General features: G+C 33.5%; 11 protein-coding genes. All 11 read right to left on the reverse strand.

The window, feature by feature from the left end; all coding sequences use genetic code 11:
• Positions 1 to 918 carry an NAD-dependent epimerase/dehydratase family protein gene (locus tag B0I10_RS10740; protein WP_112086518.1) on the reverse strand — a complete coding sequence of 306 codons (918 nt, stop codon included), beginning with the start codon at positions 916 to 918 and terminating at the stop codon, positions 1 to 3.
• Positions 915 to 1,625, reverse strand: coding sequence for an acylneuraminate cytidylyltransferase family protein (locus tag B0I10_RS10745; protein ID WP_112086519.1), 711 nt, complete (start codon positions 1,623 to 1,625; stop codon positions 915 to 917). The genes B0I10_RS10740 and B0I10_RS10745 overlap by 4 nt, the downstream gene beginning before the upstream one ends.
• A complete protein-coding gene (locus B0I10_RS10750; protein WP_112086520.1) occupies positions 1,616 to 2,332 on the reverse strand; it encodes an HpcH/HpaI aldolase family protein in 717 nt (238 codons plus the stop codon). The genes B0I10_RS10745 and B0I10_RS10750 overlap by 10 nt, the downstream gene beginning before the upstream one ends.
• On the reverse strand, positions 2,333 to 3,871 hold the full coding sequence (locus tag B0I10_RS10755) for an aldolase catalytic domain-containing protein (protein ID WP_112086521.1): 1,539 nt from the start codon (positions 3,869 to 3,871) through the stop codon (positions 2,333 to 2,335). It abuts the gene before it with no gap.
• A gap of 131 nt (positions 3,872 to 4,002) precedes the next feature.
• Positions 4,003 to 5,283 (reverse strand): nucleotide sugar dehydrogenase, encoded by a 1,281-nt coding sequence (locus B0I10_RS10760; protein WP_112086522.1) that lies wholly within the window; start codon positions 5,281 to 5,283, stop codon positions 4,003 to 4,005.
• 1,145 nt (positions 5,284 to 6,428) lie between these two features.
• The gene (locus B0I10_RS10765) at positions 6,429 to 7,817 is read right to left on the reverse strand and encodes a nucleotide sugar dehydrogenase (protein ID WP_112086523.1); all 1,389 of its coding nucleotides are present in this window, start codon (positions 7,815 to 7,817) and stop codon (positions 6,429 to 6,431) included.
• A 782-nt stretch (positions 7,818 to 8,599) separates the two neighbouring features.
• Positions 8,600 to 9,112 (reverse strand): UpxY family transcription antiterminator, encoded by a 513-nt coding sequence (locus tag B0I10_RS10770; RefSeq protein ID WP_112086524.1) that lies wholly within the window; start codon positions 9,110 to 9,112, stop codon positions 8,600 to 8,602.
• An 844-nt stretch (positions 9,113 to 9,956) separates the two neighbouring features.
• On the reverse strand, positions 9,957 to 11,333 hold the full coding sequence (locus tag B0I10_RS10775) for an OmpA family protein (RefSeq protein ID WP_112086525.1): 1,377 nt from the start codon (positions 11,331 to 11,333) through the stop codon (positions 9,957 to 9,959).
• 41 nt (positions 11,334 to 11,374) lie between these two features.
• Entirely contained in the window at positions 11,375 to 13,762 is a 2,388-nt protein-coding gene (locus B0I10_RS10780) for a GumC family protein (RefSeq protein WP_112086526.1), read from the reverse strand.
• 4 nt (positions 13,763 to 13,766) lie between these two features.
• Positions 13,767 to 14,591: a polysaccharide biosynthesis/export family protein gene (locus tag B0I10_RS10785; RefSeq protein WP_112086527.1), complete on the reverse strand. Its 825-nt coding sequence runs from the start codon at positions 14,589 to 14,591 to the stop codon at positions 13,767 to 13,769.
• A gap of 244 nt (positions 14,592 to 14,835) precedes the next feature.
• Complete coding sequence (locus B0I10_RS10790; RefSeq protein ID WP_112086528.1) at positions 14,836 to 15,600, reverse strand: response regulator transcription factor; 765 nt, start codon at positions 15,598 to 15,600, stop codon at positions 14,836 to 14,838.
• Positions 15,601 to 15,727 lie beyond the last annotated feature (127 nt).

Genomic DNA, 15,727 nt, shown 5'->3' on the forward strand with positions numbered 1-15,727 from the left:
TTATTTTGATAGTCCCCACTCAATCATACTCTGTAATCCATCCTCAAAGTTAACTTTTGGAATCCAACCTAAATTGGTCATAATTTTTTCGTTTGAACCATATATTCCATTCTGATCACCTAGTGTATTATTCGAAAAAGTTACAGGTTTTGTATAATTTAAGTTTTTAAATATTTTAGCAATCATTGAATCAACCGTGATAGGATACCCATTACATACATTAAAAATATCAAATCCTTGGTATGAATTAAAATAAGCAATTTTAAATGCTTCAACTACATCATCAATATACACAAAATCTCTAAATCGGTCTCCTGAACCTTTTACAATGATTTCATCATTGTGTAATGCTTGAGCAAGATAAATACTCAACATGCCCTGCTTTAAATTTTCAAGATTTTGCCCTGGCCCGTAAACATTAAACAATCTTAATGAATAAGTCTCAATACCCAGTCCTGCATATACCCTCAAATAACTTTCACTTGCTAATTTTCCGCACGCATAAAAAGACTTAGGCTCAGGAATAGTACTCTCCTCTACAGGTAATTTTGAAACATCCCCATAAACCGACATGGTACTGGCAAACACAAATCTCTTAATGTTTCTTTTTTTTGCAAAATCAAGTAAAAGCAGCGTGGATAATGTATTAGATTCTAAATCATATTGTGGATCTTCAAAACTTACCTCTCCTGAGCTCTGACCAGCAATATGAATGATACCTGCAATTGGATAATCATTTAATTTTTCAATCGTAGATTTATTACCACAGCTTCCCTCGATAAAAATGGTGTCCTTAGGAATATTCTCCAGTAGACCTGTAGATAAATTATCAATGGTTATTGTTTTGTATCCAGCTGCGATGAATTGTTTCGTCACTTTGGAACCAATAAAACCGGCAGCCCCCGTTACTAATATCATACTATCTTATTATTTATTAACCATTCTTCAGATTTTTCTATATCTTCTAAATTGTGTACATCAAAAGCCTCGTCCACCAGAAAATGCCTTATTTTATCACCCATAAAATTCCATGGTTGTTGACCAATGTTACGGTCAATTGTTTCTAAGTTTAATACCCAAAAATTATGTGATAAAAAGTAGGAAGGAACTAAATCTTGTCGATTTGTACTGATGAAGTGGTTGGAAAAATCAAAAAAAGGCTCTAAATAACCTTCATCATTAAGTTTTTTACACCTATAAGGGTGATGATCCATTTCCCTGTAAACTGGTACGGCTGCAGTAGCTTTCTCATCTTGGAGCAGAAGCGCTATGCAAGAGTCAATCCACTCCGTCTTGATAGTGACAGAATTTGCCAACATTACAACAAGAATATCTGGTTTATATGCGAGACTTTTCATTACATCGAGGGCGTGCTCTATTGCATCGATATGTTGTGATGTTGGCAAGGCTAATTCTGGCGGTCTAACGATTCCTTTGTAACCCATCTCCAATGCACTTGCTAATATCTTATCACAGTCACTAGATGCCCAAAAACTATTAATGAATTTGGATTGCTTTGCAGCATTGCATGGATAAAAAAGCAAAGGTCTTCCAAGAACCGGTAGAATATTTTTATCGGCTAAAGTATTATTGCCTCTCCCAGTTAAAAGCGCTGCTACTTGCATAATTTAGTTTTTATATATTTTAGACCTTCAATAAACAAACTCACATCTACAGAGTAAGCAATGTATTCAAAGTCGTTTTCAATCAAAAAATTGTAAGTTTCAACGTTGTCTGCGAAAGAACCAAGTTTAACTTTGTTTTCTTTTGCACGCGCTCGTATTTTAAGAATTTCTTCTCTAACCTTAGTATGAGTAATTTGCCCTGGTACTCCAAGTGACTGCGATAAGTCATATGGTCCCACAAACAAAATATCAAAACCATCCAATTCCAAAATTTCATTTAAATTGCTAATTGCTTCTGTACCCTCTATCTGTAAAATTAGTAACTTTTTGTTTTCATCAGAAAAATAATCACTTTTAGCTTTTTCTCCATAAGATGCTGCAGCTACAAATCTACATACACCTCTATTGCCAAAAGGAAAAAAACGAGCAGCTTTAATTGCATTCTTAGCATCTAAAACAGTTGAAATATTAGGTACTTGCACTCCAAAAGCTCCAGTGTCTAGCGCAGAACCGATTAAATTATGATTATTTTCACTTACTCTTACGATGGACTTTAGTTGGCCTAATTTAGCAGCTCTTACATGATCGTACAACTTATCTCTTTGCACTGGACCATGCTCTTGATCAATGATTACAAAATCATAACCTGCATGTCCCATTGCCTCTATAAATGAACTGTCTGTTGTTTTTGAGAATATACCTAACATTTATTTTATAATTGAGTAAATTGAAATTTGCGGAATCTTGTAAACTGTATCAAATAAAGACTCAAATCTTATATTTTCGTTTTGTATAAAATCATCGAAAAGTTGATTATTCTCGACTAAAAGTTCCTGTGCCTTCTGATCAATTAATCCCTCTTTGTAACCATCGTAACCCGCAACAAAGACATTGGTCGGTTTCATTTCTTTTATTACTTGTAAAGCGATGGAGGTATGTGAATCAATTTTCAATTCAGTAAAATTATATTCTTGTAATTCAAATGCATTATTGCCAACGTTACCTGGTATATAAGTCCCCATTAATCTTGGATATGGTGGCAAAATACATATGGGATTTACTATAAAATCGCCGTCAAATATATCTTCCATTCTATGACCTTCATTACCTACAAGGCAGAAGTACTGCTTATTTTGAACAGTAGTAAATAATTTCGCATGCTTTGAACTTGCAAAGACGATGACAATATCTTTATTGGTATATAGTAAATTGATTATACTTTCCAAATGTTGGATTACAGTCGGTCCACCGCCTATTAAAAGCACTGGATAACTAATATTGTTAAAGCGAACTGTATCAAGCGATTTATTATCTTTTACACCCTTCGCTTGGTTTTGAAGGGCTCTAATTATAGAATTAAAAGAATAAAACCTTTTGCCTACCCAATCCATAACATCTTTTTGCGGAAGAGAGTGTGCCCCAGAAACCATGTACGGTAAATTAGTGCCCCACTCGTATGACTTTTGCAGGGAAGTAAAAGAATCAACCAATTTAGAAAGTGGATTAAAATCCACCTCTAATTTACCTTTAGCATTTAATGCCGTAAATAATAATTCGGTTTTCACATTTCCTGCCCCTCTACCCATTCCTGTAATCGTCGCATCAACAATTTCGCAACCTTCTTCTATTGCGACCAAAGTATTAACCAATGCTAATTCCATATTATTATGCCCATGAAAACCAAGGGGCACCGCTGGAATATAACTTTTAACCAGCTGAATAGTCTCTTTTACATCCTCAGGATACACCCCGCCATAAGAATCTACCATGTAAAAATAATCAGCAAGGCCCTGAACCTTGGGAAGTAATTCTAAAAAGTTTTTTTGATTTTTCCAGGTAGACATGTACATAACATTGAAACCTACTTCAAAACCCATAATTTTAACAGCCTCTGCTAAAGCCAAAGCCCTCCCAAATTGTTCAGGATCTATAGCCAATCGAACCATATCAATTAAACCCACGCATGGTGTTAACAAATCATAAACATGCTCGGGTCGAATATCCTTTTCGTTAAGTATAACTACTAATTTTTTGGTGGTTTGTGATTTTAATCGCTGCATTACATAAAGCGGAAGATAAAAATACTCACCATAGTAGCCTTCAAGGGGTATCGAACGATAACCAACTTCTAAATAATCTACTGGTAAATCATTACATGCTTTAATATAAGTATCGACAAGGGCTCTGTTAAAATCCCAATTAGTATAGTAGCCACCATCACGAAGGGTGCAGTCTAGTATTTTCATAAATTTATAATATTATTTGTAATTTGTAGTTAAAAAAAACTTTTATGATGTCTCAAATTGACTTTTTTCTCTTCTGATTAATTATACATGCTTGCGAATTTTTTTTGATATTTATTAAGAAATTATCAACTTTATAATCTCCCATCGCTTTTTACCAAAACTCCCTTAACATCATAAATTATCCCATTTTTGCGTATCAATCGAGTACAGTCTAAGTCCAGAAATTCTCTATGCGCAACGCCCATAAGTACGGCATCGTAAGTAATACCTGCAATAAGTCCTGTACAACAAAGTAAACCGTATTCAGTCATTACTTCATCAGGATTAGCCCAAGGATCATAAATAGTCACCTGGATACCATAATCCGTTAAAGCACGAACCACATCCACAATTTTGGTATTACGTACATCTGGACAATTCTCTTTAAACGTTATTCCGAGAAGAAGCAGACTTGCTCTATTTACTGTAATCCCTTTTTTGATCATGAGTTTCACTACTTGAGAAGCCACATATTCCGCCATACTATCATTTAAACGACGGCCAGCTAATATTATCTCCGGATGGTAACCCGATTCCTGTGCTTTTTGAGCTAAATAATAAGGATCAACACCAATGCAATGCCCTCCAACTAATCCGGGTTTAAAGGGTAAAAAATTCCATTTGGTTCCGGCAGCCTCTAAAACGGCATGGGTATCAATATGTAATAAATTGAAAATTTTAGCTAGTTCATTCACAAAAGCAATATTGATATCGCGTTGCGAATTCTCAATCACTTTAGCGGCCTCTGCTACTTTGATGGAGGGTGCCAAATGGGTACCGGCTGTAATGACTGATTTATATAAATCGTTAACTTTTTGGCCAATCTCAGGTGTGGAACCAGAAGTTACTTTGAGAATTTTTTCTACCGTATGTTCTTTATCACCAGGATTGATGCGTTCAGGTGAGTACCCCGCAAAAAAGTCAACATTGAATTGCAATCCGGATACTTTTTCTAAAACAGGAATACATTCTTCCTCCGTGGCCCCGGGATACACAGTGGATTCGTAAATCACGATGTCGCCTTTTTTCAACACCTTCCCTACCGTTTCACTGGCTTTATAAAGTGGAATCAGGTCAGGACGGTTATTTTTATCTATCGGTGTAGGTACCGTAATAATATAATAATTGGCTTCCTGAATATCCATCAAATCAGATGAACAGAATAATCCTCTAGAATTAATATTATTATTGCCAACCAACGTTTTTTGCAGAATTTCGTCGGAAACTTCGCGGGTGCTGTCTATACCCGAGGTAAGTTCGGCAACACGTTTTTTATTAATGTCGAAGCCTACAACAGGATATTTTGTGGCAAATAAACAAGACAATGGTAGTCCGACGTAGCCTAATCCAATTACTGCTATTTTAATGCTCATTTTTAATTTTGATTATTTAATTTTATCAACAACTATCGGCTGCATGTGTGAAGGTCTAAATGTAGATGATTGCTTGTTTTTATCTTTTAACTTACTTGTTGTGTCAAAACTTTCAAAAGCATGGAGTACTTTTTTCCCTGTTTGTTTAATAATACAATGTAACCCTTAATGGTTAGAACACTTAGGTGATGAAAAAATCTAATGACCGTACCAACAAATTATTAATGGTTTTTTAGTCAACAAAAGCAGTATTATGTGCGGTCTTAACGTCTATCATTTTTTTATGAACGGAACCAACTTTTTTATACATTAAACCACCAACGTAACTACATCTGCCAACGTTTTAACAGGACCAGAGAAAATGAAACTATTTAAAACTACTAATCTGTTAACGCATAGAGGAATGACGATACAACATGGATTATTAAGATCATACCGCCTACTGAACCAAGTTAAAATAACATCGATTATTAGCCTTCACTCCTCTGGTATTAATGAATACTTCTTAATACAGTTTATTAAAACAGAATGTAATTCTGTACTGAAAAAGCGATTTTCCTAAACTTTTGAATACCTTCTAAATTGCTTGATTATCAACATATTTTGAAAACCTTATTCAAAAAATAAATGAGATGAGACTACCAGTGGACAGGAAAGTAAAAATGTCAGGAAAATAATCAACATTTATTCGAGTGATAGCCAACAGATGTGCTATCAACTAGGGTGCCGAATCCAAATTCACTTATTACAAAACATAATCTACTAAGAGAACCTTTATGACTATAATGCAAATTACTGGTAGATACTTCAGTAATGACAAATTTTTTATTTTTAAAATAACCAGCTTAAAAATTTACAAACGTAAAAGATTACAGAATACCCTTAAAAATAGTAGCAAAGGTTGGCGGCAATAAATCTGACTTTTTCGACGCTCAATATTTAGAATATATTAAGACTATCTCTACGTGCAACCGAGCTTAACGCGCAATCAACTTGAACTCTATCATATAACAATATAACACCAAAAGAACTTAGACACAAAGTCACAGCTAATTTAAAACGAAAACAGATCTGGCTCATACAATTAAATAAATTACCTTCAACATGAAAATGACTGCCGTTTGATTTCGACTAAAAATCTTGTTTTACGAACCAATGGAGTAATAAACAAAACCAATATTTTCTAATTCTTTTTTGTTTAATATATTTCTACCGTCAAAAATAAATGCAGGTTTATACATGTGATGATATATCCTTTCCCAATCGTAGTGTTTAAATTCATCCCACTCCGTTAATATTGCTACCGCATGGGCTTCCCGACAAACGTCGTAAGGATCTTGCAGAACCGTCAACCCATTTTGATTGGCCATTTCTGCTCGTGTGCCCAAATAATTTAAATCGGTATAAATTTGATTCTCGTTAACTTTTGGATCATAAACAACAACCTTTCCTTGTTCTGCCAACAAAGCGTCAGCTACAAAAATTGCGGAGGATTCTCTTGTGTCGTTCGTGTCTTTTTTAAAAGCCCAACCTAAAAATGCTATTTTTTTTCCAGAAACTGTATTGTAGAGTGTTTTAACAATTTTTTGCCCAAATCTTCTTTTTTGGTGGTCATTCATTAAAATTACTTGTTCCCAGTAAGTAGCTACTTCATCTAAACCATATGACTTCGCGATGTACACTAAATTGAGTATATCCTTCTGAAAACAAGACCCACCGAAACCCACTGATGCTTTTAAAAATTTCGAGCCTATGCGACTATCCAAACCGATAGCCATCGCAACCTCAGTTATATCTGCACCCGTTTTCTCACACAATTCAGAAATAGAATTTATGGAGGATACACGCTGAGCTAAGAATGCATTAGCAACTAACTTTGATAATTCAGAGGACCAAATATTTGTTGTCAATATTTTTTCTATAGGAACCCAATTGGAATAAATTGCAACTAGTTCCTGTATTGCTCTTCGACCATCTTCATCAGTACCTCCTCCAATCAAAACCCTGTCCGGATAGAGCAAATCATTCACGGCCGTTCCCTCCGCTAAAAACTCAGGATTAGAAAGAATTTGAAATTTAACACCATTACCGGAATTCTCCATTATACTTTTAATAGTACTAGCAGTTCTGACTGGTAAAGTTGATTTTTCAACAATAATTTTATCTGTCTTTGCTACCTTCGCAATTTGTCTCGCACACAATTCTACGTATTTTAAATCAGCGGTCATTCCTTTGCCTAATCCATAGGTCTTAGTAGGTGTATTAACAGAAATGAAAATCATATCTGCTTCATCAATTGCCTCATCAACTTTTGTTGAGAAAAATAAATTTCTATTACGCGCCTCCCCAACAACGGTGACTAAACCCGGCTCATATATCGGAATAGCAGCGAGATTGACATTATTCCATTCTGCAATACGTGCTTCATCTACATCAACTACGGTGACATTTAAATGTGGACATTTTTGTGCAATTATGGCCATTGTCGGACCACCCACGTATCCCGCTCCGATACAACAAATATTTTTTATCATTTTTTTATTGTTAAGATTTTGATGTCAAAAAAAAATCTTATCACGCTTTATCTTTCAAATCATCGCCTCTAAAGTTAAATCGCCTCAGTTTTAAAAAAATACTAACACGTAACAGCTGCCAGTTTTTTATCCTAACAAAAACTTAAAATTACTTTATTCTTTATCATCGTAAACTATTATCAATAAGCTTGTGCGATGTAATTCAGCGGTAATAAAACTTTTTTAACAAAACCGAAACGATTTGTTGGAGAGTAAATTTCTGAATTCATCTTCGCAGAAAACAAATTACTCGCTTAGCAATTTATATAATAAAATCAATGAAAATCTAGGTTTTCTTGGATAAAATAACAAGCTAGCACCTAATTCATAAATACATCTTCCAAGATCATTTGTTCATATATGGCAGATAAAAATCGTACTACCCTCGAATCTGCTAAATAAATAATTAAATTAACTGCTAATTAATTGTAAGTGCAAAATAAATTGTTTTTTTTTTACTTTAATGAAGGTCGATTTCACGATCTCTTTTGATTAACAAATAAAGTATCTTAGCGACCCTGTTTGCATGTATTCACAAGGATATTATTCAATATATTAATTGCTATTTTTCTATTGTTAAAAGGTGTTTAATACAAAAATTGAAACGGCTTCGCCCCGTGAGTCACAGTTTGCGTCACATAAAAAACAACAAATAAACATTTAAAGGTTTCTAAAACCCTATTTGTGATTTTGTAAAAAAAACGGCATCCAATTGACTATAGTTCTATTTATAGTTACGTCATTTAGCTTTCAATCAATATTTTCTTCACATCACTATCAAGCCGCTGTAATTTAGACCTCTTAATAATTAATTTAAAACCTAAACTCGGAAGATTTAAATGAACCTTATTATTCGATACATACTCAACAATAGCATTCTGACCTCTGAAAGCCGTTTCTTTTATCTGAATACACTCTCCTTTAACTAAAGGTAAAATCATAACATCATCATTCGGCTTTGCCAGTTCCTGCTGCATTACCTCAATCTCTTTCGCTCGAATTACAGCGGGTTTACCAAGCCAATACACATAATTCATAATTCCGTCGATAATAAAAACTGTTGAACGTTTAGTATCTTCTATCTGTATAAAAACATAGGAGGAAAACAAAGGCGAAACAACCTTCTTTTTTCTATCGCTCCATGATTTAACTTCAATTTTCGTGGGAATATAAACTGTAAAACCAAGTTTTTCGAGTTGCTGTGCAATCTTGATTTCTTTTTTAGGTTTGGTGTATAGGGCATACCAATTAAGCATTTTATATCTTATTTTTTTGTCTATTTAATTTTATTACAAGGCCCGACCTTTAATACCTAAACCTATTTTTTATTTTTAACCACAATTGACTGTATTTTTTTTAGTGCTTAATTTTAGTTAAATAAAAAATCATAAAAAAACACTACAAAAAGAGAAACAGCGCATAGCTATTTCACCACGACATATATTTAAGTACAAAAAATATCTTTTTTCATAGCCATTCGTTGATACTGATAAACAATATTACAACCTAACCTATTGACGAGAATAGTTAATACGTATATTTTCAAATTTTATACCATGGTATTAAAATTTCATAAAAACAACGAACGAACTTGCTATTTAAAATTAAGACTTTGACTAAGAAAGTAGAATATCTACTACCAAAAAGAAGTTCTTAGTGTGGCTAATATCATAGATAAATTTTTGAAAGTATAAGTCTTATAAAAAAAACTCCAGTTAGCACCTTAACAAAAAAGATTTTTTTTTAACAACCAAAGATCTTCAAAGTGGAGTAATTTTTTTTACCGCCAAAGAACCCGGCAAAAGAAAAAAACCACTAGTTTTCTATACTGCTTTTGCTCCCCCAACCCTAAAGGGAGCAAAATCAAACTGCCTTTCAAAAGTAAATTTCATTGATGTAGTAGAATTTATTTCCTCAGTAGCACAGTTTTTTTCCGCAAGTACTGCGCAAAACTCTTCCCAAAACAAATTATAAATTAACAATACAGTTATTTCGACCCTTTGTACAAGACAAAAAAACTACACATTCATAAAAAAAGTCCAACAAAAACTATTTTCATTGAACTTTTCTAAATCTATTAAGTTGTAAAGTGATATAGCTCTAATCTACTTTAAAAGCTACTCTTCGAACCAATTGCCTCGCTAACGCCGATTCTTTAGGAACAGACCTATCCTCTCCTTTAACAACTAATTTTAATCTGTCGGGAGCAATACCAAGTCGCACAATCATCTCAATCACACGCTCTGCTCTTCGCTGTGATAAGCCCATATTGTAATTATAATCACCGTACTCATCAGCATAACCAATAACTTCAGCTTTAGAATTTGGATTGGCTTTCAAATATTTTAGTAAAAAATTAATAGCTGAAATAGTGCCTGTTGTTATTTTAGTTTCATCAAAATCAAAAAACACATTGACATATTGACCATTAATCATATTTCGCATTTGAGCATTCGAATAGTTAGTGTCACCGGAAATTAGATTATTTACTGTAGTCTGTAAATCACCGTACCTGTTATTAATATAGCTTTCTAATTCATCCGGTATACCATTATTATTAAAATCAATAGCTCTACCTTTCGTATCAACAGCAACACCAGCAATTGTATTATTCTCAACATCTAAATAATCCGGAACGCCATCACGATCAGTATCGAGCAGCATCGTTTCAAGTTCATTCATCCTGGTTAACAAACCTTCCAGTTCTTCTTTCTCTTCTTTCTGCTCGTAGTACCAATCCGCATGCCGTTCATGTTTTCCAAAATAAAGGGTCATACCCACGGAAGTAGTGTACATTGCCCCTGATCGACTCGTGCTGGGTGATACTTTAGATTGTCCGTCTAACGTAACATGATGACTAAGATTACTAATCATAGTAAAATCAACATTAAAAACTACATTGTCGGTGGCCTTTATCAAAATAGTTACCCCTCCCAAAAAACTATACATATTATCATAGCCATTAAATATTGTTGTACCGGGAGCTTCCAGAAATGATAATCCTGCACCTAAATGGAATTGTAAACCAAAAGTTTCAGTAAACTCCTCCCAATTCATGACGCGATGCATATTTAAAACACCTTGAATACTCGTCCTAAACAGGTTATTACTAAAATCAGGACTACCGTTATTGGCACTAAAGTTATCAAAACCAAAATCCCATAGCAAACCAAATTTGGTATTAAACATTTTACGCACATTAAAATCAAAATGGTTGAGTTGCGGATTATCTAAATAGTTTTGCGTCGTAGCAAAATAACCATCTGTAAAGGGTCTAATACCTATATTGGCTCCGCCATTCAAATTAACCGACCAACGATTATAATTTTTTTCTTTGTCTTTAGGACGTAAAGAGTCGGTGACTGTTAAATTTTGATTGGTTTGATTTCGAAAAGTGTATTGTTGACTTTCTTGTGCTTTGGCAAAAGAAAATAAAAAAAACGAGGAAATAAGTAATGGTAGTGTCTTTTTCAACATGATAAGAAGTTTAATAAAAAAGTTATTTTGATCTGTTTAAATTAACCTGATTTTTTTCTTTTTAGGCCAAGCGCTCTTAACCATCTTTTCCAAAGAGGTCGACTATTAAATTTGTCAGCACCATACCCATAATTATAGTTATAGTTATAGCTATAACCATAATGATAATTATACGCTTTTTGCTCGCCTATATTATTTAATATCAAGCCTATATTAGTAATCTTATTAATAGTTCTAAACTCATCAATAAAGTGTAACAAATTCATATCGGTATAATTAGACCGCACTAGATAAAGTAAAACATCCGCTTCTTGAACAATAGAAGTTGTATCAGTAACCAATAAACAAGGCGCAGTATCCACGACGATATAATCATAGTTTTGTCGTAAGCTTTCAAAAAATAAAGTCATTTTACCACTGGAGAGAAGTTCCGCAGGATTTGGAGGAATAGGTCCGGAAAATACAACATCAAAATTCACGCCTAGTTCTTGTCCGGATACGATGATTTCATCTAAGTTTGAGACATCAATTAAGTAATTAGAAAGCCCTTTGTCTTTCCGTGAAGTGTCAAATAAATTATGCAATTGGGGATTTCGTAAATCCGTACCCACTAAAACTACTTTTTTATTTAAAGTTGAAAGTGAAAACGCAAGATTTCTGGAAACAAAGGTCTTACCTTCTCCTTTGATAGAGGAAGTTACAAAGAGAACCTGTGAAGACTTTTTATTTTGGGTTAAATAATTTAAATTTGAACGCAATACTCGAAAGGCCTCGGACAAAAGTGAACGATCATCTAAAACAATTTTAGTAGCTAAGTCTTTAATACTGGGTATTTCTGCCAAGATTGGAATATCCTGAATTACATTTAATACATCTTTTTTAGAATATATTTTAGTGTCAAATAAAAATAATAGGTACAATAGTCCAATAGGTAATCCAATTCCTAAGGAAAAGGCCACTAAATAAGTAATGTTGGCGCGTGGACTAATAGGTATTTTATTTACTCGAGCAAAATCGATTACTTTGATGCTCGGATTAATAATAGCTAAATTGATAGCGGCTTCTTCTCGTTTTTGTAACAGCAAGACATACAACATCTCTTTAATTTCTTGTTGCCGTTCAATAGAACGAATAGCTTTTTCTTGAAAAGGTAAAGCGGCATATTGGGAGCTTTGAGTAGAACTTGTTTTACTGATGGCATTGATCTCAGATTGTAGTGCTTTTTTATAAGTGGATAAAGAAGATTTTAGATTATCTAATAACTTAAGCTGAGCTGCTCTGATGTCAATGATAGCAGGATGACTTTCTCCTATCGAGAGTAACATTTTTTGTTGTTTCAACACTAATTCGTTATACTGATTAACTAATGCGGCCACTTCAATTTTATCAATACCAACATTAGCGGGCAATAAATCAGTAACTTTAGCACTGCTCAAAGACTCTGTCAATATTTCACTTAAATAAAGTTGAATTTTAGCTTGATTTAAGGCGTCTGTTGTAATAGACTTGGTAGCTAATAAAGTACCGGCATCAGCCCTGAAGTCAGAAAGTTGCTCATTTCTTTTATAAGTAGCTTTACTGTTTTCAATAGAATCTAGCTCTTTAAATAGAAATGTAAAACGCTCGTTTACAAAATCGATTGTTTTAAGATGTACAGCCCGTCGATCATCAATACCGTCTTGGTTAAAAGCAGAAGAAATAGTGTTGGCAATGGTGGCCGCTAAATTTCTATTTTGCGAAGTGACCGTTATTTTGAGCAATTCACTTTCGTCAGAAACAGGAACTACTGTCAAAATGCTTTGAACCCTTTTGATAGTTTGATCTCGGGTTAGTTTAGTAACCGAATAAGATAAAGATTCATTTTCAAAGTCTTTTTTGGCATCTAATAATAAAACTTTGAAGGGGTGATTTTGATAGGCATAGTTTTTACCATATTCTAAGTCTTTTTGAAACCCTTCTATTGAAAAACTAGCGGGTAACAACTTAAGCTCTAATTGAGTACTAAAATCATGGATAGTAGAGGGATCGCCTAACCAAACAAATTGAAAGGGTACTTCATTCCCTATATCAATACTCTGAAATCTACCTTCTTTACGGTAGATATGATCCAAATCTAACGCAACAATAACTTTTTCAAGTAATATCGAGGATTTAATGACTTCTATTTCATTCTCTAAATTAATTTTGTTACTGGCAAAAAAAGAAATGTTATCGGTGGGCAATTTAAAACCAGACCTATTATTATCTAGAATTTTTATGATGGTAGAAGACTGATAAACTGGAGGAGTGTAACGAATGTAAAGAAAAGCAAACCCTAAAAAAACCAATACGCTCAGCAATATCCAATGAAGTTCTGAAAGGTATTTGAATAGGATCTCACGTAAATCAAAGTTGTCATTCATTTGATTTTGATGTTCAGATTCAGCCATTTATTTATAGATTTTTAATGATAATATAGGTGGATAAGATGACGGATAACAAACCAATAAAATTGCCGGGGTTTTCTATAATACCAGACGCTTTAACTTTCGATATATTGGGATTAACAATGATAACATCATTCGGTTTAATAAAGTAAAAGGGTGAAGTAAACCAATCTTTTTTCGTTAAATCAATGGAGCCGTAGGTTTGAATACCATCTTCAATGCGTACAATTCGAATTTCTTTTCTTTCCCCTTTAATCGTTAAATCACCGGCTAATCCGAGGGCTTGTAACAACGTCATGTTGTTTTCGTAAAAAGTATACGTCCCAGGCGATCGAACCTCACCAAGAACAGTGACTTTAGAATTTAATAACCTACAAATCACCACAGGATTTTTCAAGAATCCTTTATCAATCAATTCGTTTTGAATTTGATTTTGAGCCCGTTCTAGGGTTAAACCTTTAATTTTTTGCGACCCTAAAACTGGAATTGTTACGAAGCCTTCGCTCGTCACCAAATGACCCCTAATGTTCATCATGTCTCCCTGCATACCTCCCGGCTGTTGGGGTGGCACAACATTATACACAGCCGATAATTCCGGAGAATCCGATGTAATTAAAATCGAAACAATGTCACCCGACTGAATAGAAAAATCAGACCACTTAAAAGTATCCGTTTTGTTTACGTCTAAATCATTTAAGTACAAAACATTTTTCTTTGTTGCACACGAGGTAATACTTAACAAAATGACGATGAAAATAAAAAACTTAGTGACGTGTTCCCCTTTTCCAGGTGATAGCCTCTTGGTTATACCTTTTCCTATAATTTCAAACATTGCTATAATTCACTTATGTGGGTTAAAATAATTCTAAATGATAATGGAAAAATACGCAAGAACAAATACTTTTTCATTTGTAATAAAAATAGATAACAGCTGGTTGCTCTGCTAACAACAGCGCGAGAAAACAAAACAAAACTAGCTTTTGTACAGAAGAAGATCCTTTTAATACCAAATTGTTAAAAAAAATTGGCTTAAAGTTAAAAAGGTGGTAGTAATTGATGAAATTAACGTAGAAATACTATGGATTATTCGAAATGCTTTTTATATATTTTTTAGGTGAAACTTTTGTGTACTTTTTAAAGCAAATGGAGAAGTAAGAAAGTGAATTAAACCCCAAACTATCAGCTAAAAATTGAACATTAGTTTCACCTTCTTCAATCAAACGAATAGCGTATCGTATTTTAAATTCCCTAATATATTGGCTGGTACTGCAATCTTTGGCAGCCTTAATTCTTTTAAAAACAGTTGACTTACTAACAAAAAGCTCTTTCGCTATTTCATCAATCTCTATAGTAGAATTAATATTTTTTTCTAAAATAGCATGCAACGATTTAAAAAAATTTTTCTTCAAAAATTTTTCATTTATATGCGGTGATAATTTGTCATTTGTTTTAGTTAGTCTAATGCTATGGTCAATGATATTTTTCACCTTGAGAACTAATTCTTGAAATTTAAATGGCTTCGTTAAGTAACCATTTACCCCATTTTCTAATTGTCTTATTTTCGTATCATAAGCCGCGTTGGCGGTTATGACGATAAACGGAATTTTATCATACTTCGATATTTTTCTAATTCGTAAGAAAAACTCCTCCCCGGACATACCGGGCATCATTAAATCACAGACGATTGCATCGACCACACTATTTTCCAAATAATGCATTGCCTCGTGACCGGACTTACACCATTTGACATTATATCGCTCCGACTTAAATAAATCTAATAATGTTTGTCCAAGAGATAAATCATCCTCAATTAACAAAATACTATAATTTTCACTTTGCATAAGACGAATAGGGTTGAATGTGCATTAATTTTAAATTATTTATAATTAATTTGTTTTATCAGATAAATTTAAATCATCATCTAGAGGTACATTTTATATTTGTTTTGGCTGAATATTAAAAATTTAT

It is taken from the genome of Flavobacterium lacus, assembly GCF_003268815.1.
GTDB lineage: Bacteria > Bacteroidota > Bacteroidia > Flavobacteriales > Flavobacteriaceae > Flavobacterium > Flavobacterium lacus.

Coding starts and splice junctions, on each gene's coding strand:
- B0I10_RS10755 (WP_112086521.1), bottom strand. CDS start 3,871: ATGAAAATACTAGACTGCACCCTTCGTGATGGTGGCTACTATACTAAT.
- B0I10_RS10740 (WP_112086518.1), bottom strand. CDS start 918: ATGATATTAGTAACGGGGGCTGCCGGTTTTATTGGTTCCAAAGTGACG.
- B0I10_RS10750 (WP_112086520.1), bottom strand. CDS start 2,332: ATGTTAGGTATATTCTCAAAAACAACAGACAGTTCATTTATAGAGGCA.
- B0I10_RS10760 (WP_112086522.1), bottom strand. CDS start 5,283: ATGAGCATTAAAATAGCAGTAATTGGATTAGGCTACGTCGGACTACCA.
- B0I10_RS10780 (WP_112086526.1), bottom strand. CDS start 13,762: ATGGCTGAATCTGAACATCAAAATCAAATGAATGACAACTTTGATTTA.
- B0I10_RS10785 (WP_112086527.1), bottom strand. CDS start 14,591: ATGTTTGAAATTATAGGAAAAGGTATAACCAAGAGGCTATCACCTGGA.
- B0I10_RS10770 (WP_112086524.1), bottom strand. CDS start 9,112: ATGCTTAATTGGTATGCCCTATACACCAAACCTAAAAAAGAAATCAAG.
- B0I10_RS10790 (WP_112086528.1), bottom strand. CDS start 15,600: ATGCAAAGTGAAAATTATAGTATTTTGTTAATTGAGGATGATTTATCT.
- B0I10_RS10765 (WP_112086523.1), bottom strand. CDS start 7,817: ATGATAAAAAATATTTGTTGTATCGGAGCGGGATACGTGGGTGGTCCG.
- B0I10_RS10745 (WP_112086519.1), bottom strand. CDS start 1,625: ATGCAAGTAGCAGCGCTTTTAACTGGGAGAGGCAATAATACTTTAGCC.
- B0I10_RS10775 (WP_112086525.1), bottom strand. CDS start 11,333: ATGTTGAAAAAGACACTACCATTACTTATTTCCTCGTTTTTTTTATTT.